Below are 19,225 nucleotides of genomic sequence, written 5' to 3'. Positions count from 1 at the left end.
GGGGCCGCTGCTCGGAGCAGCTGCCAGAGATGGTCACTGGTTCCGTTGTCGTCGTACTGCACGACGTGGGCGCTGTCGGCGCCGGACATGCCGTCCACGCCGAGCACCTTGTCCGAGTTGCGGTTCCGGATGCGGTACCAGCCGCCGCCGTCGGGCACGAGCTGCCACAGGTGGTCGGCGGTGTCGTTGTCGTCGTACTGCACGACGTGGGCGCTGTTCGCCGTGGACATGAGGTCCACGCCGAGCACCTTGCCGGAGTGCTGGTTGCGGATGCGGTACCAGCCGTCGCCGTTGGCCACGAGACGCCACAGGTGGTCGGCCGTCCCGGTGTCGCCGAACTGGACGACGTGGGCGCTGTTCGCGGTGGACATGCCGTCCACGCCCAGCACCTTGCCGGAGTTCCGGTTGCCGATGCGGTACCAGCGGTCCGCGAGCCAGGGCGCCGCGTCCGGGCTCGCCGTCGGGAAGGACGTGATCCGCAGCCGCGCCGCGCCCATCGGGACGAGCGTGACCTCCTCGACCGGCTCGGTACTGCGCGCGGGGCTCGGCTGGAGGGGCGCCACCACGTGCTCGTCGTCGGCGCTCCACTCGGGTATGCGGCGGGCCCGGGCGGTCATGACGAGCGGGGTGCCCTCCAGCGTGAAGGGGTTGTCGCCGGGGGCGCGACCGGTGGAGCGGCGCCGCAGAGAGGCGGCGGGCCGCGCGCCGTCCACGACGAGACCGTAGTTCCACGGGGTGGTGGCGTGGACGGCGTACTCCGGGAACTGCTCGGTGCCGCCGATGCGCTCGTAGGTCTCCCCGATGCGCAGGGAGTAGGTCAGCGGCCCGTGGTCCACGCTGACCGAGCCGTGGGTGTCCGCCCAGGTGCGCAGGGTGGTCCGCTGCGGCAGGCGCAGGGTGACCTTGTCGCCGTCGGACCAGGTCCGTTCGATCCGGGTGAAGGCGGGGCCCGCCGGGGCGGTGACCCGCCGCCCGTTGACCCGGATGTCAGGTTCGGCGCACCAGGCGGGCACGCGCAGGACCAGGGGGAAACGCAGCCGCTCCGGGGACCTGAGGGAGAGGGTCACGGTGTCCGTGAACGGGTAGCCGGTCTCCTCGGTGAAGGTGACCTCCGTGCCGTCGGCGACCTTCGCGGTGACCTCCGAGGCCGCGTACATCGCCGCGGCGAGACCGCCGTCCGGGGTGGCGAGCCAGAGCTCCTCGACGAAGTAGGGCCAGCCCATGCCGTAGTTGTGCGGGCAGCAGCGGTACTGGTCGACGCCCGGCAGGTACGCCTGCATCGCGAAGCCGTTCTGGAACTGCCGGTCCCGCTTCGGCGCGTTGTCCAGGTCGACGCTGTTGGCACCGGTGACGTAGTGGACCGCCTTCCCCGACGGGTCCAGCGAGGCGGGCAGCGAGTTGAAGGCCAGTTCCTCGCAGCGGTCCGCCCAGAGCGGGTCGCCCGTGATCCGGGTCAGCAACTGGTGGCTCGCCATGAACTCGACGATCCCGCAGGTCTCGAAGCCCTGCCGGGGATCTCCGTGTCCGGGACGGGCGTTCTCGTCCCCGGCGAAGCCGCCGCCGGGGAACTGGCCGTACTGGTCCATGGCCCTGGCGTACGTCCCGTACGTGTCCCGGGTGTCCTGCTGCGAGCCGCTGCGCAGGGCGTACTGGGCGGGCTCGCGGAAGCCCTGCGCGATGTTGACGTTGTGCGGATTGACGAGGTTGTCGCCCCAGTCGGCGCCGTACCGGTGGATCTTGTCGGCGAGGTCGAGCAGGAAGGTGTCGCCGGTGCGGTTGAAGAGCCAGTAGACGCTGTCGAGGCCGTCGCCCCAGCGCAGCGCGATCCAGCTGGTGTTGAAGGCGCCGGGGCCCTGTGCGTTCATGTAGCGGAAGAACCTGCTCAGAAACGGGATGATCCGGTTGTCCCCGTCGTACTCCTGCCAGGAGCGCAGTGCCTGGATCATGGGCAGGAAGGGCCAGAAGTCCGGGCCGCCGTTCAGCGAGGTGCGCAGGGCCTTAGGGCCGAAGAAGCCGTCGGACTGCTGGGTGGTGAGGACCGCGTCGATCCAGCGGCGTGCGGCGGCCAGCGCCGTCGCGTCACCGGTGACGATCGCCAGGTCGGTGTATCCGCGCAGCCAGTAGGGGACTTCCTCCCAGCCTCCCCGGTCGGGGCGCACCCAGCCGGAGGCCTCGAAGTCGAGGAAGTGCGAGAACTCCTCGTAGCGTCCGCAGAGACCGTCGAGCTGCAGCCGGAGCTGGCCCGCCAGCCAGCCCTTGGCGGTGACCCGTCCGGGCGGCAGCCTCAGGAAGGCCGTCGGGTGCAGTGGGGCGGCGTTGGGGGAGTAGTGGCCGCCGCGTGCGGCGGCCATCACGCCCCCGGCGGCCGTCGCCGTGGTGGCCCAGCGGCCGGCCGCGGTGGCCGCGGCGACGGTGGCCAGGGCGCCGGTGACGAGTTGTCTGCGGTTCAGGGGCATCGTGGGGGACTCCGCTTCTGCTCTGCCGGACAGGGTGGGTGACCGGCCCGGACCGGGCCGGCGCATGGCGAAGGTGGCCGTCGCGTCCGGACCCGGCGGCACGACAACTGGTGTGCAACGTTGGAAAACTGATGTCGGCGGTATGACAGCACGCGGTCAAGTCGGTGTCCAGGGGTGGCGCAGCAGCCGGTGCGCCGGCTCCCCGGTGGCGGGCCCGTGGAAGTCCGCACCCGGGGGCGACACATTTTGGAAACGCATCGACAACTCTCTTGCCGCCTGCGGCGCCACGCCTATATAACGTTGTAAACCGAGCCGCCGAGAGGCCTCACAAACCCTCGTGACCGCAGTTTCCGCAGCTAGGAGCCGGGTCGCGAGGGGTACAGCGTCATCTGCCGCCGAGCGGCTGACGCGCCGTCCCGCCATGCCCGACGGCACGCCGCACGGCGTGCCGTCACCTCGCCAAGGAGCGTCCCGCGCATGATGACCCAGCGTCGATCCCGTACCCTCGCCGCGGCCTGCCTGCTCGCCGCAACCGCCACGCTGGCCGTGTCCGGCTGCTCGAAGTCGGAGACCTCGGACAACGCGGGCGGTGACAGCAGCCAGGGAGCACAGGAGGCCAAGTCCCCCGAGGCCGCCTCGGGCCCCGGCTGTTCGCTGCAGACCTACGGCGCACCAAAGATCGACCTCAAGGACGCGGTGGTCGGCTTCTCCCAGTCGGAGAAGGAGGCCAACCCGTTCCGTATCGCCGAGACCCAGTCGATCAAGGACGAGGCCGCGAAGATCGGCGTCAAGAAGCTGCTCACCACCAACGCGCAGTCGCAGCTGTCCAAGCAGATCAGCGACATCCAGGACATGCTCTCCCAGGGTGCCCAGTTCCTCATCATCGCGCCGCTGAACTCCGACGGTCTGGAGCCGGCGCTCAAGGCCGCGGCGGCGAAGAAGGTGCCCGTCCTCACCGTCGACCGCAAGGTCAACTCCACCGCGTGCAAGGACTACGTGGCCTTCCTCGGCTCCGACTTCGTCGAGCAGGGCAAGCGGGCGGCCGACGCCATGATCAAGGCGACCGACGGCAAGGGGAAGGTGGCGATCCTCCTCGGCGCCTCCGGCAACAACGTGACCACCGACCGGACCAAGGGCTTCGTCGACCAGATCAAGGCCGAGGCGCCCGGCATCGAGATCGTCGCCCAGCAGACCGGCGAGTTCGCCCGCGACAAGGGCCAGCAGGTCATGGAGCAGCTCATCCAGTCCAAGCCCGACATCACCGCCGTCTACGCGGAGAACGACGAGATGGGCCTCGGCGCCGTCACTGCGCTGAAGGCAGCCGGCAAGAAGCCCGGCAAGGACGTCAAGATCGTCTCGGTCGACGGAACCCGCAACGCCGTGCAGGCCCTGGTCAACGGCGAGTACAACGCCGTCATCGAGTCCAACCCGCGCTTCGGACCGCTCGCCTTCGCGACCGCGCAGAAGTTCTACGCCGGCGAGGAGATCCCCGAGAACGTCATCATCACCGACCGCGCCTACGACGAGACCAACGCCGAGCAGTCGCTCGGCGGGGCGTACTGATCCGGTCCTGAACCCAGTGGCCCCGGCCGCCGTGGCGCTCGCACCGCGCCACGGCGGCCCCCGGGCCCTCGACCTTGGACAGCGGAAGGCCAAGAACACCCATGGCACCACCCGAAGCAGTACCTGAGGCACCGGAGGCGGCCGGGTACACGGCCTCCGCCGTGCTCGAAGCCCGCTCGGTGAGCAAGAGGTTCCCCGGCGTCGTCGCCCTCGACGACGTCACCTTCTCCCTGCGCGCGGGGGAGACCCACGCGCTGGTCGGGGAGAACGGGGCGGGCAAGTCCACCCTCATCAAGGTGCTGACCGGCGTGTACCGGCCGGACGGGGGCGAACTGCGGATGACGGGCGAACCGGTCAGGTTCGCCCGGCCGTTCGAGGCCCAGCAGGCCGGGATCTCCACGATCTACCAGGAAGTCAACCTCGTCCCGCTGATGAGCGTGGCGCGGAACATCTTCCTGGGCAGGGAGCCGAGGAACCGCTTCGGGCTCATCGACTTCGCCCGAATGCACCGGGAGACCGGCGAACTGCTCGACGGATTCGGCGTACGCGTCGACCCCCGGCGTCCCCTGCACACCCTCGGGGTCGGCACCCAGCAGATGGTCGCCCTCGCACGGGCGGTGTCCGTCAACGCCCAGGTCGTCATCATGGACGAGCCCACCTCCTCGCTCGAACCGCGCGAGGTGGAGACGCTCTTCCGGGTCATCGGCAACCTGCGGGACAAGGGCATCGCCGTCCTCTACGTCAGCCACCGCATGGACGAGCTCTACCGGATCTGTGACCGGGTCACCGTCCTGCGCGACGGACGCCACATCCACACCGGTGAACTCGCCGGCCTCGACCGGATGCAGCTCGTGTCGATGATGCTCGGCCGCGACCTCTCCGAGGTCCGCCGCTCCGGCGTCACCAGCTTCACCGCGGAGGGACACGAGGCCGCCCGCACACCCGTACTCACCGCGACCGGTCTCTCCAGCCGCCTCCAGCTGCACGACATATCCGTGTCGCTGTACGCGGGAGAGGTGCTCGGCCTCGGAGGTCTCCTCGGCTCCGGCCGCAGCGAGACGGCCAAGGCACTGTCCGGCGCGCTGCGCCTGGACGCGGGCGAACTCACCGTCGACGGCACCACCCTGAAGCGTCTCACCCCGGCCGCCGCCATCCGGGCCGGCATCAGTTTGCTGCCCGAGGACCGCAAGGCCGAGGGCATCGTGCCCGGTCTCTCCGTCCGCGAGAACATCGTGCTCGCCGCCATGCCCCGCCTCTCCCGGGCCGGCGTCGTCTCGCGCGCCAAGCAGGACCGCATCGTCGACATCTTCATGAAGCGCCTGCGGATCAAGGCGTCGAGCCCCGAGCAGAAGGTGGGGGAGCTCTCCGGCGGCAACCAGCAGAAGGTCCTGCTCGCCCGCTGGCTCTGCCTCGAGCCCAAGGTCCTCCTGCTCGACGAACCCACCCGGGGCATCGACGTCGGGGCCAAGGCCGAGGTCCAGAGCCTCATCGACGACCTCGCCCGCGAGGGCCTCGCCGTCCTGCTCATCTCCTCCGACATCGAGGAACTCATCGAGGGCGCCGACCGGATCGTCGTCCTGCGCGGCGGAGCGGTCGCCGGTGAGCTGTCGGGCGACGACGTGGCCGAGGACCAGCTGCTCGAAGTGCTCGCCGACCACGCACCAGAGCCGGCGGACACGGCCCCGGCCGCCCAGGAGGACCCCCGATGAACCCGACCGCCGTCGCACCGCCCGCGAAGAGCGACGAACCCCGCACGTCCGTGAGCCCACTGGCCCGGCTCCGCGATCCCGCCTGGTACCAGCGGTACGGCGTGTACATGGCCGTTGCGGTGGTGCTGCTCTTCAACGCGCTGTTCACCGAACACTTCATGACCGCGGACAACTTCCGCACCCAGCTCGTCCAGGTCGCCCCCATCGTCATCGTCGCGCTGGGTATGGCCCTGGTCATCGGCACCGAGGGCGTCGACCTGTCCGTCGGCTCGACCATGGCGCTCGCCGCCGCCTTCCTCCCGCTCTACCTCGGATACGGGCTCCTGCCCGCGCTCGTCGTCGCGCTCCTCGCCGGTGCCGTCGTCGGTGCCGTCAACGGCGCACTCGTCTCCCTCGTCGGACTGCAGCCCATCGTGGCCACGCTCGCCCTCTTCGTCGGAGGCCGCGGACTCGCCCTGGTCATGGCCGACGGCCAGCTCAAGCAGATCGTCAACCCCGACCTGCTGTCGCTGGGCACCGGCTCCTTCCTCGGCATCCCGCTCGTCGTCTGGATCGCGGGAATCCTCGCCGCCGTCGTGGCCTTCCTGGTGCAGCGCACCACCTTCGGCCGGCAGGTCGTCGCCGTCGGCGGCAACCGCTCCGCCGCCGCACTCGCCGGGCTGCCCGTCAAGCGGGTCCTCATCGGCGTCTACGTGATCTGCGGGGTGCTCGCGGCCCTCGCCGGCATCCTCGCCACGGCCAGGCTCACCGCGAGCGACCCGTCCTCGCTCGGCACCCTCATGGAACTCTCCGCCATCACGGCGGTCGTCGTCGGCGGCACCCCCCTCAACGGGGGCTCCGTCCGGGTGCTCGGCACCGTCGCGGGCGCCCTGCTCATGCAGCTCCTGCGCGCCACGCTGGTCAAGCACGACCTGCCCGACTCCACCGCACAGATCGCCCAGGCGGCCATCATCATCGCCGCCGTCTACGTCGCCCGGGAGCGTCGGTCCCGATGAACGAAACCAAGCCCGCCACCGCCGCCCCGGCCCCGGTGCCGACGAAAGCGCCCGCGGCACGCCCCGCCGCCGGCGCCGAGCAGACCGGCCGGCAGCGCGCCGCCGAACTCCTGCAACGCCAGGGCGTCCTCGCGGTCCTGCTGACCGTCGTGATCGCCGCCTCGTTCATCTACCCGACGTTCGCCTCCCTCGACAACGCCCGCGGGGTGACCATCCAGGCGTCCTTCCTCGCCGTGGTCGCACTCGGCATGACGATGGTCATCATCACCGGCGGCATCGACCTGTCCGTCGGATCGGTCTTCGCCCTCGGTGGAGTCCTCGCCGCCTGGGCCTCGCAGTACGGATTCCTCGCCGCACTGCTGCTCCCCCTCGTGGTGTGCGGCGGGATCGGCCTGCTCAACGGGCTCCTGATCGCCCGGGGGAACATGGCGCCCTTCATCGTCACCCTCGCCACCCTGCTCGGCGCCCGCGGCCTCCTGCTCGCCCTCACCGACGAGGGCGCGACCACCTACCTGGTGCCCGAGGACTCCGCCTTCGGCGAACTCGGCCAGGGCAGCGTCTGGGGCTTCGGCCACCCGATCATCATCGCCCTGGTGCTGTTCGGTGCCGGCGGACTCGTCCTGCAGCGCACCTCGTTCGGACAGACACTCTTCGCGGTGGGCGGCAGCAGCGACGCGGCCACCCTGATGGGCCTCCCAGTCGCCCGCACGAAGATCCTCGTCTACACGCTCAGCGGCCTGCTCGCCGGCCTCGCCGGCGCCCTCAACGCCGCCAGGCTGTCCTCCGGCGTCACCATCGTCGGTGTGGGCATGGAACTCGACGCGATCTCCGCCGTCGTCATCGGCGGCACGCTCCTCGTCGGAGGCGCCGGATCCATCAGCGGAACCCTCTGGGGCGTTCTGCTGCTGGCCGTCATCCAGAACCTGATCAACCAGATCGGCTCGCTCAACTCCTCCTACCAGTCGGTGGTGAGCGGCGGGTTCCTTATCGTTGTCGTGGTGGCCCAGCGCTATCTCGCGCGCAGTCGCAGAAGCACCTGACGACGAGCCGGCCGGTCACGGCCGGGCCCCGAACCAAGCCGAGCCGAACCAAGGAGTGCCGTGGGCGTCAGCCTCAAGGACGTTGCGCAACGGGCGGGCGTGTCCATCAAGACCGTGTCGAACGTGGTGAACAACTACCAGCACGTCACACCCGCCATGCGCGCCAAGGTGCAGCACGCGATCGACGAGCTCGGCTACCGGCCGAACCTCACCGCCCGCCACCTGCGCAAGGGCCGCACCGGCATCATTGCCCTCGCCGTCCCCGAGTTCGGCAACCCGTACTTCGCCGAACTCGCCGGAGCGGTCATCGACGCGGCCGCCCGGCACGACTACACCGTCCTGGTCGACCACACCGCAGGGCTCAGGGAGAAAGAGCTCCTGGTGAGCCAGGGATTCCGGTCCCATGTGATCGACGGCCTCATCCTCAGCCCCATCCACCTGGAGACCGAGGACCTCATGGCGCGCACCGAGACCGCGCCGCTGGTCCTGCTGGGCGAGCGGGAGTACGAGGCCCCCTACGACCACATCGCCATCGACAACGTGGCTGCGGCACGCGCGGCCGTGCGCCACCTCGTCGCCCAGGGCAACCGGCGGATCGCCTTCCTCGGATCGCGCACCGGCCAGGAACGCCAGCCCGCGCACCTGCGCCTGAGGGGCTGGCGCGAGGAACTCGCGGCCGCCGGCATCACACCCGACGAATCCCTCGTGGTGGTCACCGACGGCTACGGCAGAGAGGACGGCGCCGCCGGCATGGCGCGGCTCCTGGACCGGGAGGACCGGCCCGACGCCGTGTTCGCGTACAACGACCTCATCGCCATCGGCGCGATGCGTACCGTCACCGAACGGGGCCTGCGAATCCCGGACGACATCGCGGTCGTCGGCTTCGACGACATCGAGGAGAGCCGCTACACCACCACCACGCTCACCACCATCGCCCCCGACAAGGAAGCCATCGCACGCCTCGCCGTCGACAGCCTCGTCGCACAGCTCGCGGGCGAACCCGTCGCGGAACCGCGCAGGCCACGCCCCGGCTACCGCCTCGTCGTACGCGAATCCACCACGCCCGGGCCCGGATCCGGCCACACCGAGGACCTCTGATGCCGCGCCCCACCGTGCACCGCACCCCCTTCGGTTCCGCCCAGGGAACCAGGACCGACCTGTGGACCCTCGACAGCGGTACGGGGGTCAGCGCCGAGATCCTGACCTACGGCGCGTCCCTGCACCGCCTCACCGTGCCGGACACCACCGGCGCCGCGGCCTCCGTCGTCCGGTCGCTCACGACCCTCGACGACTACACGGCCAAGCACCCCTACTTCGGCGCCGTCGTCGGCCGGTACGCCAACCGCATCGCCCACGGACGCTTCGTCCTGGACGGGACCGAGCACCACATCCCCGCCAACGACCGGGGCCACGCCCTGCACGGAGGGCCGGACGGCTTCCACACCAGGGTCTGGGAAGCGGCCCCGGAGCAGACCGGTGACAGCGTGTCCGTACGGCTCACCCTGCACAGCCCCGACGGAGACATGGGCTTCCCCGGAGCACTGGACGCCACCGTCACCTACACCCTCGACACCTCGGGCACCCTGGCCGTCGACTACACCTCGGTCACCGACCGCCCCACGGTCGTCAACCTCACCAACCACGCCTACTTCGACCTCGCCGGTCACGACGACGTCCTCGGCCACCGCCTGGAGGTCGACGCCGACTCCTTTCTGCCGGTGGACGACGACGGCATCCCCCTGGGACCGCCGGCCGACGTCAGCGGAACCCCCTTCGACCTGACCGCGCCCCAGGTCCTCGGGGAACGCCTCGGCACCGAGGACGGACAACTGCGTGCCGCGGGCGGGTTCGACCACTGCTGGGTCCTGCGGGACCCCAGCGGCGGCCTGCGCCGCGCCGCACGTCTCACCGCCCCGGACGCCGCCCGGATACTGGAGGTGTGGACGACGGAGCCCGGTATCCAGGTCTACACCGCCAACCAGCTCGACGGCTCCTTCACCGACGGCACCGGCCGCCGCCACGAGCGGCACGGCGCGGTCTGCCTGGAGACCCAGCACCTGCCCGACTCGCCCAACCGGCCCGACCTGCCCAGCACCGTACTGCGCCCCGGCGACACCGCGCGCAGCCGCACCGAGCTGCGTTTCCCGCACCTCGGGAACCAGCCGATCGCCGCCCGGAGCGGCGGCCCGCTGTAACACGCACCCTGCGCGACGGCGCGCGGTGGGAGACGGCCGGTGTGACGGACGAGCGGCGCGCGCCCGTCACAGCACGGGTCACTTCAGATAGGCACCCGCCGTCCCGATCTTCCCCGGGGCCGCGTTCCTGCCGCCGAGGTCGAGGACGTACACCCGCAGATTGCCCTTGCCCGGTGCCGGGACGGCCAGCGTGCCGCCCGTCACCACCTTGGTGTCACCGGTGACGACGTCCTTGTAGGTGCCGTTGAGGATGCCCGAGTACGTGGCGCCGCCCGAGACCGTCACCAGCGCGAAGCTGTCCGTGCCGCTCGCCGCGTCGGTGTAGCGGCGCTTGTACGCCATCGAGCCGGTGATGCCCTCCGTCGAGTACTGCCCCATCTGCAGGGCGGGCACCGCACGGCGTATCTGGTTGAGCCGCTGCACGTGCTTGACCAGCGGCTTCGCCAGGGTGTCGGCGACCGCGCCGGTCGCCGAGTCGACGGTGCCGAAGTCCGACGCCTTGACGTCCCCGGCGAGATGGCCGCCGTAGTACGCCCGGCCGGTCGTCTCCAGCGGGCAGGTGGGGCCGCAGTCGATCTTCTTGCCGGCCCGGAACTCGATCTCGGAGCCGTAGTACAGCGTGGGGATTCCCCGGAAGGTCCACATCAGTGACATGTTCTCGGCCCAGGCGTCCGTACCTCCCGCGTAACGCTCGCTGCTCTTGTTGGGGCCGTAGTCGTGGCTGTCGACGTAGACGACGTTGTAGGTGGCGTCGTTGTAACTGTCGTCGGAGTCCTTGCCGTTGTTGTAGGCGTTGTTCGCGTCACCGAAGTTCATGTGCATGCGCATGTCGATGACGTTCATCCCGGAGGACCGGCTGTGATCCGGGGCGTGGTAGGAGTTGCCTTCCAGGAAGGCGTTGGTGGAGGTGGGCTGGGAGCCGGTGCCCTGCTGCTGTTCGTAGTCGTACATCTCCAGGGCGGCCTTCTCGTCGTCCGCGCTGTACTCCTTGCGCTCCTTCCACGTGTAGAACTGCGCGGAGTGGTTGACCGAGCCACGGTTCCACTTGTCGTTGACGAAGGCGGCGACCTCACCGAAGACGAAGAAGTTCTTCGCGGCCTCGGCACCGAACCGCTGGGTGACGCGCTCCTGGATGGCGGGCAGGAAACGGCGGTTCCAGGTGGTGCGGGGGATGTGCACGGCGGTGTCGACGCGGAAGCCGTCGACGCCCATGTCGATGTACTTGTGGTAGGCGCCGATCAGGTAGTTCTGCACGGGCGCGCTCTCGGTGTCGAAGTCGGCGAGATCGTCGTGCAGCCAGCAGGAACGGGAGTCCTCGCCCTCCCAGTTGCCGATCCAGCAGTTGTGGTAGTACGCCTTGGGGAACATTCCCGAAGTGGGGCTGGGCCACTGGCAGTTGTAGATCCTGTAGCCCTCCGGCGAGGTGTGCTGCGTGGGGGTGCCCCAGTTGACGCAGGTGTTGCCCGAGGGCTCGGCCGTGGACCACAGATCGCCGTTGTAGTACGACTTCCCCGACTTCGTCTCGACCGTCAGACCGTCGTACTCGAAGCCGTCGTTCCTCTCGTCGTAGTACCAGCTCCACTGGGTGTCGCGGACCCCGTACACCGTCGGGGTGAACAGGCCCTTGGCGCCCCAGCGGGAGGAGTGGTTGTAGACGACGTCCTGGTAGATCTTCATGCCCTTGGCGTGGGCCGCGTCGATGAGGTCCTGGTAGGAGGCGCCGGCGGACTCCAGCCTGGAGTCGACCTCGTAGAAGTCGTAGCCGTGGTAACCGTGGTAGTCGTAGTCGGACCGGTTCAGGACGACGGGGGTGATCCACACGGCCGACATGCCGAGGCCCTTGATGTAGTCGAGCTTGTCGACCAGGCCCTTGAAGTCGCCCCGGAACATCGGGTCGTCGTTGGCCGCGTTGCCCGACTTCGTGTGCTGGCTGCCACCCCGGTTGTTCGCGGTGTCACCGTCGTTGAAGCGGGCGGTGAGCACGAAGTAGACCGGATCCTTGCGGGGGTCGGTGCCGAGCGGCTTACCGGAGGCCGGGGCCGTCGGCTTCTCCCCGGTGGTCGCGGTGGCAGCGGCGGAGGCCGCCGAGACGTTCCCCGCGGCGTCGACCGCCCGCACGGTGTAGCCGTACGTCGTCCTCGCCTCCAGGCCGGTGTCCGAGAACACCGTGGAGCCGACGTCGCTGACCAGCGTGCCCCTGGTGCCGCCCGTCCGGGTCACCTGGTACTTCGTCACGCCGCGGTCGTCCGTGGACGGGTCCCAGGTCAGCACGACGGACACCCCGTCGGCGTTCGCCTCCACCTTCGACGGGGCGGTGGGGGCCTGGGTGTCCGGCGTCCCGGCGGCACAGGGGTCCGCGGCGCCGGCGGTGACCTTCTTGTCCTTCACCGTGGTGAGACCGGCGGGGACGGTGTAGTCGGCGCCGTTGTTGTTGTCCCACACACCGTTGCCGTTGTTGAAGGTGGCCCGCATCGACGTGGCCGTCCCGAGGGCCACCGTCCTCCTTACCCAGCCGGTGCAGGCGGGCTCCATGCCCACGCCCGGCACAGTGGTCCAGGCGCCTCCCGCAGGCTGGTAGTGCAGATTGGTGGTCGTCCAGCCGACGGTGGCGGTCGAGTAGTAGACCGTGGCCGTACGGGCTTCCCCGGGCTCAGTGCCGGTCTCCGCGCAGGGGTCGCTGTGGGCCACCACTCCGTCCTTGACGGTGATGGCGCCGGTGCCCAGGGCGTAGTTCTTCCCGGCGTTGTTGTCCCAGACACCGGAGCCGTTGTTGAACGTCGCGGCCAGGCCGGACGCGCTGCCCAGCGAGACGGTCCGCTTCACCCAGTCGGTGCACGCGGCTTCCATGGCCACCCCGGGCACGGCGGTCCAGGATCCGCCGTCGGGCGCGTAATGCAGCTTGTATTCGGACCAGTTCCTGGTCTTCGTGTAGTAGAAGACGGTGGCGGTGGATTCCGAGGCTGCCACGGGCACGGCCGGCCCCGGGCCGGAAGACCCGGGTGCCGGGGTCAGGAGCCCCAGCATCACCGTAGCCGCGAGGGCCGCCGCGGCGGGGCGCCCGAGCAGCCGGACAGGGGTGCGTCTCATTCGTGTGTCTCCAGGGGAGGGCCGCGGGCGGGTGGGCCGCGGCTGCCGAGAGCACAGCCGCTCCGCGAGCGGCTGCCAGGATCCCGCCGGAGAACCCGGACGCGCCTCGGGGTTCGGGCGAGCAGTGCGCACTGACAGCAATTCCCGTCAGAACCTTTCTGCAATGTCTTGCATCGGGGAAGTTACCGGTGCATGACAGGTCCGTAAAGGGGTGTGCGCAGCCTCGCCCACGCGGCAGGCGTAGGGGGCCGGGTCCCAGCTGCTCCTGACCGCGTCGGGGAACGTCGCCCGCTGTGCACCAGAGGCATACGATGTTGCCTATGACGCAAAACGCCGCCGAGCTGGACAGCCTGGTACGCAAGCGGATCCGCGCCTTGCGGGTGGCGCAGGGCTGGTCCCTGGAGGACCTGGCCACCCGCGCCAACGTCAGTCAGTCCACCCTCTCGCGCATCGAGAACGGCCAGCGCCGACTCGCTCTGGACCAGCTGGTCATCCTCGCCCGCGCCCTGGACACTTCGCTGGACCAGCTCGTGGAGACAGCCCCCGACGACATCGTCACCAGCCCGGTGATCGACGGTGCGCACGGCCTCATGCGCTGGCTGGTGAAGTCGGACCCCGGCATGACCGTCGTGCGCCAGAGGATGACCGAGCCGCCGCCGGACAATCCCGCGCGCATGCGCGCGCACCCAGGCCACGAATGGCTGGTCGTCCTGTCCGGCACCGCGATCCTCGTGCTGGGCCACCGCCGCTTCCGCATCGAGACCAACCAGGCCGCGGAGTTCCCCACCATGCTGCCGCACGCCATCGGAGCCGAGGGCGGCCCCTGCGAGATCCTCGGCATCTTCGACCGTGACGCCCGCCGTGGTCACCAGCGCGGCAGCGGACGCAGGGACAAGGACGCGGGAGGCTCCTCCGAGTGAGACGGCTCCCGCGGATGACCTCCAGCTGAAGCCGGTTTGCGTGTTCGGCACCGCCGGTGGTCAAATCCTTGCGGACGAGGCAAGAGATCGTGCCACTCGCGCAATCGCGACCTAGCGTGAAGACATGACACACACCCACCCGCACAGCCCCCGCCATGGCTCGCACCACGGCCCTCAGCACGCCGCCGGCTCCGGCGGTCAGGCCGAGATCCTCGACCTGGACGCGGAAGTCCTCGCCGGACACACCGCCGCCATCACGGCATGGCTGCCCGTCGAAGAAGCCCCGCACGAGATCGTGGACCTGGGCTGCGGGACGGGCGCCGGTACCTTCGCCCTCCTGGCACGCTTCCCGGGAGCGCGCGTCACCGCGGTCGACTCCTCGGCCGAGCACCTGCAGCGCCTGCGGGAGAAGGCGCTTGCCGGAGGAGTGGAGGACCGCGTGCGCACCGTGCAGGCCGACCTCGACTCCGCGGACTGGCCCGGCCTCGGCACACCGGATCTCGTCTGGGCCTCCGCCTCGATGCACCACATGGCCGACCCCGACAGCGCGCTGCGCCACGTCCACGACACCCTCGGGACCGGTGGGCTGTTCGCCGTCGTCGAGCTGGCCGGCTTCCCCCGCTTCCTGCCCGAGAACGCCCCCGAGGAGCGGCCCGGCCTGGAAGACCGCTGCCACGCCGCGACGGACCGGCTCCACGCCGAACACGTACCCCACCGCGGAGCCGACTGGGGGCCGATGCTGACCGCCGCCGGCTTCGCGCTCGAAGGGGAACGCACCGTCAGGGTGAACATCCAGGATTCCCCGGCCGAGGCGCTCGGCCGCTACGCCCTGGGCACCCTCCAGCGCATCCGCGGCGCCGCCGCCGGATCACTCGCGCCCGAGGACCTCGCCGCCCTCGACCGGCTCCTCGACGTCGACGGCCCCCACAGCATCCTGCGCCGCACCGACCTCGTGGTGCGCACCGAACGCACCGTCTGGGCCGCGCGCCGCAAGGACTGAACCGGCGGGGGCCACCCGCGAAGAGCGGGCGGCAGCGGTCAGGGGGCCTGCTCGTCCGCTCCCAGCGTCGTGACCAGGCGTTCCAGGCGGGCAGCTCTGAGCCCGGGTGTCCGCGCCTTGAGGTGCTGAAGGATCATGAGGTACGGGTCCGTCCTGCCGAGCCGCTCGAAGAGTTCCGCCGCCCGGGGGCCGGCGGCAGGCGCGGCAGCGAGGTCGGCGGGGACGGTGGCCTCCTTCTGCGAGGGACAGGCCGTCTCCCACCGGCCGTCCCCCTTCGCGGCCCGCACCTCTGCGAGTCCGGGCTCCCGCATCCGGCCGGCCGCTGTCAGCGCCTCCACCTTCCGTACGTTGACGAGGGACCACGGGCTTCCCGGCCGGCGGGGCGAGATCCGCTGGAGGTGGTACGTCGCGTCCAGTGACTTGCGCTGCCCGTCGATCCACCCGTAGCAGAGCGCGGAGTCGATGACCTCGGACGCGGAGACCGACTCGACGCCCGAGTCCTTCTTCGCGATGCTCAGCCAGAGGGAGGACGACTTTCCGTGGTGGTCTTTCAGCCAGGGCCTCCAGCAGGTCGGCCCGCTCGAAGAGCAGCGGCTCCGCCCCTGCCGGTCTGCCGTTTCTCGGCCGTCACGGTGCCCGTCCTTACCTGCGAGAGAGAACATGGTCTGCCGGCTGAGGGTCCGACAGGACGGTCCACGGCAGCCGAGGGGAGCGGCTGGGGAATATGTTCCGCCCGAGAAGCGTCCCCCGCCGTTCACCCGGGAGGCGGCGGAGCCGTGCTCGCCCGGACGACCAGGCGGGTCGGGACCAGGGTGGTCCCGCGTTCCGTCGTCTCGTTCCTGATCTGCCGCAGCACACCGTCCACGCACAGCCGTCCGATCTCGGCGAAGTCCTGGTGGACCGTGGTCAGCGGCGGAAGGAACGACGCGGAGTCGGCGATGTCGTCGAAGCCCACCACGCTGACGTCGTCCGGCACGCGCCTGCCCTGCTCGTGCAGGGCCCGCAGGACGCCCAGCGCCATCTGGTCGTTGGCCGCGAAGATCGCGGTGCAGGACGGGTCGGCCGCCAGGGCGAGCCCCGCCGCGTATCCCGATGCCGCCGACCAGTCGCCGCCCACCGGAGGCGGAACCGGTCGTCCCGCCTCCTTCAGGGTCTGCCGCCACGCATGGGCACGCCGCTGTGCGGCGAAGGACTCCGCAGGACCGGCGACATGCACGACGCTGCGGTGTCCGAGGTCGAGCAGGTGCTGCACGGCTGCCCTGGCGCCACCGGACTGGTCGGTGTCCACGACGCTGTAGCGGTCGCCCGCGTCGGAGTCGGCCACCACCACGTGGGTGTGGGGCGGCAGTGATATGGCGGCGTCCAGCAGACGGACTTCCATGATCACGATGATGCCGTCCACGACCTGCTCGCCGAGCACGGTGACGGCCCCCCTGACGCCCGTACTGGTCGGCGTCGCGACGGGCAGCAGGGTGATGGCGTAGCCCTCGTCCGCCGCGGAGGCGGAAATGGCCTCCAGCGTGCGGACGTTGCCCGTCGTGGCGAGAGTGAACAGGATGACGCCCAGCGTGCGGAACTTTCCGCTCTTGAGGGCGCGCGCGGCGCTGTTGGGCCGGTAGTTGAGCTTCCTCATGGCGGCGAGGACACGTTCGCGGGTCTCCTCGGACACCACGGAATGCCCGTTGGAGACGCGGGAGACCGTCTGTGAGGAGACTCCGGCCAGGCGTGCGACGTCGGCCATGGACGCCTCCTTGTGAGAAGGCCGGTCCATGGCTTGTTCCTGTCCTTGCACTTCGTCTGCCTCCGTCGTGATTCCGTGAGCCTTTCGCCGTGTGGGGGGCGCTCATCCGGCCGCGGGGCCGTCTTCCATCGCGTGGGCCCTGATCATGATCCGTGAGGGTCGAGCCCTGTCGCCACTTCGCATCCGGTCGGTAATCGCGGGCGATGCGGGCCGGGCCACCGGCATTTCTACCACTTTCGGACGGACGCTGCTGACGTCTGCCGCTGCCCCCGCTGCTGAAGTCCGAGCCCGGCCGTGCGGACGCCGAAGGGACGCGACCCCCGGCCTCACGGAAGCTCTCCGGAGGGTTGGCCCTTTGGTGGGGTGATGTCCGAATGTCGTCCGTGTGAAAGGGAATTCCGGTCTTGACCGCAGGAGAGAGGGCGTGTAGACATCATTCCACCGATGGATGTTTACGTAAACATCCAGTCTTCTCAAGCACAGCGCCTCCACGATGTCCGGTGTCTCCATCCGGCCGGGGCCATGCTCAACGCCGGATCAACAGGAGTACCCATGACGGCCGTTACGCCGATCACGACCGGACGCCGCCCACCGGCGAGAGGCACCCGCAGTCGGCGCGGGCGGGTCGGCTGGGTCTTCGTAGGACCGTTCATGGCCGTGTTCGCCCTGGTCTTCCTCGCCCCGATCGCCTACTCGCTGTATCTGAGCTTCTTCCGGGACCAGTTGGTGGGCGGCACATCGTTCGTCGGCCTGGAGAACTTCCAACGCGCTTTCGAGGACGAACAGTTCTGGGCCGCCGTCGGCCGGGTGCTTCTCTTCCTCGTGGTCCAGGTGCCCGTCATGCTCGGCCTCGCCCTGCTCGTGGCCCTCGCCCTCGACAGCGGCAGGCTCTACGGCAAGAGCTTCTTCAGGATCGCCGTCTTCCTCCCGTACGCCGTACCCGCCGTCGTCGCCACGCTGATGTGGGGCTTCATCTACGGCACCCGCTTCGGGCTGGTGGGGAACATCAACGACGCCTTCGGTGTGTCGCTGCCCGACCCGCTCTCGCCCTCCCTGGTGCTGGCCAGCATTGGCAACATCGTCACCTGGGAGTTCATCGGCTACAACATGCTGATCTTCTACTCGGCGCTGCGTGTCGTCCCCAAGTCCCTCTACGAGGCCGCCGAGATCGACGGAGCGGGGCAGTGGCGGATCATCACCGCGGTCAAGATCCCCGCGATCCGCGGTGCGCTGGTGATCGCGACGATCTTCTCGGTGATCGGCAGCTTCCAGCTGTTCAACGAGCCCAGCATTCTGCAGAGCCTGGCACCCAACGCGATCACGACCTACTTCACGCCCAACCTCTACACCTTCACGCTGTCGTTCTCCGGCCGGCAGCAGAACTACGCGGCCACCGTCTCCCTCGTCATGGGTGTCGTCACGATGATCATCGCCTACGCGGTCCAGCTGCGCGGCATGCGAAAGGAGGCGTGAGCGATGACCGCCTCTTCCTTCACCGCCGAGCAGACGCCCCGGCGAACCACCCACCGGGCCCCGGTACCCCGCCGCGCCACGCGCAGACGGCACACGGCCGACCGGCCGCGGCGCAGCATGGTGCTCACGGTCCTCATGGGCCTGACCGCGCTCTACGCGCTCATGCCGCTGGCCTGGCTCGTCATCAACGCCACCAAGACGCAGAAGAGCCTCCTCGGCTCCTTCGGTCTCTGGTTCAGCGGTGACTTCGCCCTCTGGGACAACATCTCGCAGACGCTCACCTACGACGACGGCATCTTCGTCCGCTGGTTCCTCAACACCCTGCTGTACGTGGTCGTGGGCGCCGGCGGAGCCACCTTCCTCGCGGTACTCGGCGGCTACGGCCTGGCCAAGTTCGACTTCACGGGCAAGCGCGCCGTCTTCGCCACCGTCATCGGGGCGGTGGCCGTGCCCGCGACCGCGCTCGCGGTCCCCACCTTCCTCATGTTCAGCAAGATGGGTCTCACGAACACCCCGTGGGCCGTCATCATCCCGTCCCTGATCTCACCGTTCGGCCTCTACCTCATGTGGGTGTTCGCCGCCGAGGCCGTCCCCACCGAGCTCCTGGAAGCGGCCAGGATGGACGGCTCCGGCGAGCTGCGGACCTTCTTCCGCGTCGCGCTCCCGCTGCTGACCCCGGGCATCGTGACGGTTCTGCTGTTCACCATGGTGCAGACCTGGAACAACTACTTCCTGCCCCTGATCATGATCAAGAACCCGGACTGGTACCCGCTGACCCTGGGACTGAACGCCTGGAACGAGCAGGCGTCCACCGCCGGCGGCCAGCCGGTCTTCAACCTGGTCATCACGGGCTCACTGCTGACCATCGTGCCGCTGATCATCGCCTTCCTGCTGCTCCAGCGCTACTGGCAGTCGGGCCTGGCGGCGGGCAGCGTCAAGGGGTGACCTGCTCCCCGGTTCCGCGCTCCCCGGCCCCGTCGGCCACCCGGTCTCCCCGCTCCGGGACGGATCTCCCCCGGCACGCGGCCGGTGCGGCGTCCCACCCC

Annotated in this window: 13 protein-coding genes and 1 pseudogene; 10 read left to right on the top strand and 4 right to left on the bottom strand. The window is 69.9% G+C overall.

Annotated features, from left to right (window positions below):
* Positions 1–14: 14 nt before the first annotated feature.
* Positions 15–2,456 (bottom strand): annotated as a pseudogene (locus BFF76_RS21610) (RICIN domain-containing protein); the annotation flags it as partial.
* A 477-nt stretch (positions 2,457–2,933) separates the two neighbouring features.
* On the opposite strand from BFF76_RS21610, the gene BFF76_RS21605 reads away from it, so the two are divergent.
* The 6 genes from BFF76_RS21605 to BFF76_RS21580 all read left to right on the top strand — a co-directional run bounded on the left by BFF76_RS21605 (position 2,934) and on the right by BFF76_RS21580 (position 9,958).
* Positions 2,934–4,019, top strand: coding sequence for an ABC transporter substrate-binding protein (locus tag BFF76_RS21605; RefSeq protein WP_031098845.1), 1,086 nt, complete (start codon positions 2,934–2,936; stop codon positions 4,017–4,019).
* A 101-nt stretch (positions 4,020–4,120) separates the two neighbouring features.
* On the top strand, positions 4,121–5,728 hold the full coding sequence (locus BFF76_RS21600) for a sugar ABC transporter ATP-binding protein (protein WP_065848876.1): 1,608 nt from the start codon (positions 4,121–4,123) through the stop codon (positions 5,726–5,728).
* Positions 5,725–6,723, top strand: a complete 999-nt coding sequence (locus tag BFF76_RS21595; RefSeq protein ID WP_053930041.1) for an ABC transporter permease — start codon at positions 5,725–5,727, stop codon at positions 6,721–6,723. Before BFF76_RS21600 ends, BFF76_RS21595 begins: the two co-directional genes overlap by 4 nt.
* On the top strand, positions 6,720–7,763 hold the full coding sequence (locus BFF76_RS21590) for an ABC transporter permease (RefSeq protein ID WP_065848875.1): 1,044 nt from the start codon (positions 6,720–6,722) through the stop codon (positions 7,761–7,763). The genes BFF76_RS21595 and BFF76_RS21590 overlap by 4 nt, the downstream gene beginning before the upstream one ends.
* A gap of 60 nt (positions 7,764–7,823) precedes the next feature.
* Positions 7,824–8,861 carry a LacI family DNA-binding transcriptional regulator gene (locus BFF76_RS21585; protein WP_065848874.1) on the top strand — a complete coding sequence of 346 codons (1,038 nt, stop codon included), beginning with the start codon at positions 7,824–7,826 and terminating at the stop codon, positions 8,859–8,861.
* Positions 8,861–9,958 (top strand): aldose epimerase family protein, encoded by a 1,098-nt coding sequence (locus BFF76_RS21580; RefSeq protein ID WP_065848873.1) that lies wholly within the window; start codon positions 8,861–8,863, stop codon positions 9,956–9,958. Before BFF76_RS21585 ends, BFF76_RS21580 begins: the two co-directional genes overlap by 1 nt.
* Before the next feature lie 78 nt (positions 9,959–10,036).
* Here BFF76_RS21580 and BFF76_RS21575 read toward each other — a convergent pair whose 3' ends face one another.
* On the bottom strand, positions 10,037–13,045 hold the full coding sequence (locus BFF76_RS21575) for a carbohydrate binding domain-containing protein (RefSeq protein WP_065848872.1): 3,009 nt from the start codon (positions 13,043–13,045) through the stop codon (positions 10,037–10,039).
* Positions 13,046–13,365: 320 nt separating this feature from the next.
* On the opposite strand from BFF76_RS21575, the gene BFF76_RS21570 reads away from it, so the two are divergent.
* Positions 13,366–13,965 carry a helix-turn-helix domain-containing protein gene (locus BFF76_RS21570; RefSeq protein WP_065848871.1) on the top strand — a complete coding sequence of 200 codons (600 nt, stop codon included), beginning with the start codon at positions 13,366–13,368 and terminating at the stop codon, positions 13,963–13,965.
* A gap of 124 nt (positions 13,966–14,089) precedes the next feature.
* Positions 14,090–14,965 carry a class I SAM-dependent methyltransferase gene (locus BFF76_RS21565; RefSeq protein ID WP_065848870.1) on the top strand — a complete coding sequence of 292 codons (876 nt, stop codon included), beginning with the start codon at positions 14,090–14,092 and terminating at the stop codon, positions 14,963–14,965.
* Positions 14,966–15,003: 38 nt separating this feature from the next.
* On the opposite strand, the gene BFF76_RS21560 is transcribed toward BFF76_RS21565, so the two are convergent.
* The gene (locus BFF76_RS21560) at positions 15,004–15,627 is read right to left on the bottom strand and encodes a YdeI/OmpD-associated family protein (RefSeq protein WP_079122451.1); all 624 of its coding nucleotides are present in this window, start codon (positions 15,625–15,627) and stop codon (positions 15,004–15,006) included.
* 92 nt (positions 15,628–15,719) lie between these two features.
* Complete coding sequence (locus tag BFF76_RS21555; RefSeq protein WP_042837141.1) at positions 15,720–16,706, bottom strand: LacI family DNA-binding transcriptional regulator; 987 nt, start codon at positions 16,704–16,706, stop codon at positions 15,720–15,722.
* Between the two features lie 552 nt (positions 16,707–17,258).
* On the opposite strand from BFF76_RS21555, the gene BFF76_RS21550 reads away from it, so the two are divergent.
* Together BFF76_RS21550 and BFF76_RS21545 are read left to right on the top strand one after the other, a co-directional pair.
* Positions 17,259–18,179: a carbohydrate ABC transporter permease gene (locus tag BFF76_RS21550; protein WP_065848869.1), complete on the top strand. Its 921-nt coding sequence runs from the start codon at positions 17,259–17,261 to the stop codon at positions 18,177–18,179.
* Between the two features lie 3 nt (positions 18,180–18,182).
* Positions 18,183–19,124 carry a carbohydrate ABC transporter permease gene (locus tag BFF76_RS21545; RefSeq protein ID WP_031098867.1) on the top strand — a complete coding sequence of 314 codons (942 nt, stop codon included), beginning with the start codon at positions 18,183–18,185 and terminating at the stop codon, positions 19,122–19,124.
* The last annotated feature ends 101 nt before the right edge of the window (positions 19,125–19,225 follow it).

The sequence above is a fragment of the Streptomyces mutomycini genome (assembly GCF_001700505.1).
Taxonomy (GTDB): domain Bacteria; phylum Actinomycetota; class Actinomycetes; order Streptomycetales; family Streptomycetaceae; genus Streptomyces; species Streptomyces mutomycini.
This window is presented reverse-complemented; position numbering and strand designations above follow the sequence as displayed.

What these genes read in the sequence shown, in the direction of transcription:
- BFF76_RS21605 (WP_031098845.1), top strand. Translation starts at nt 2,934, where the DNA reads ATGATGACCCAGCGTCGATCCCGTACCCTCGCCGCGGCCTGCCTGCTC.
- BFF76_RS21600 (WP_065848876.1), top strand. Translation starts at nt 4,121, where the DNA reads ATGGCACCACCCGAAGCAGTACCTGAGGCACCGGAGGCGGCCGGGTAC.
- BFF76_RS21595 (WP_053930041.1), top strand. Translation starts at nt 5,725, where the DNA reads ATGAACCCGACCGCCGTCGCACCGCCCGCGAAGAGCGACGAACCCCGC.
- BFF76_RS21590 (WP_065848875.1), top strand. Translation starts at nt 6,720, where the DNA reads ATGAACGAAACCAAGCCCGCCACCGCCGCCCCGGCCCCGGTGCCGACG.
- BFF76_RS21580 (WP_065848873.1), top strand. Translation starts at nt 8,861, where the DNA reads ATGCCGCGCCCCACCGTGCACCGCACCCCCTTCGGTTCCGCCCAGGGA.
- BFF76_RS21575 (WP_065848872.1), bottom strand. Translation starts at nt 13,045, where the DNA reads ATGAGACGCACCCCTGTCCGGCTGCTCGGGCGCCCCGCCGCGGCGGCC.
- BFF76_RS21570 (WP_065848871.1), top strand. Translation starts at nt 13,366, where the DNA reads ATGACGCAAAACGCCGCCGAGCTGGACAGCCTGGTACGCAAGCGGATC.
- BFF76_RS21565 (WP_065848870.1), top strand. Translation starts at nt 14,090, where the DNA reads ATGACACACACCCACCCGCACAGCCCCCGCCATGGCTCGCACCACGGC.
- BFF76_RS21560 (WP_079122451.1), bottom strand. Translation starts at nt 15,627, where the DNA reads ATGTTCTCTCTCGCAGGTAAGGACGGGCACCGTGACGGCCGAGAAACG.
- BFF76_RS21555 (WP_042837141.1), bottom strand. Translation starts at nt 16,706, where the DNA reads ATGGCCGACGTCGCACGCCTGGCCGGAGTCTCCTCACAGACGGTCTCC.
- BFF76_RS21550 (WP_065848869.1), top strand. Translation starts at nt 17,259, where the DNA reads ATGACGGCCGTTACGCCGATCACGACCGGACGCCGCCCACCGGCGAGA.
- BFF76_RS21545 (WP_031098867.1), top strand. Translation starts at nt 18,183, where the DNA reads ATGACCGCCTCTTCCTTCACCGCCGAGCAGACGCCCCGGCGAACCACC.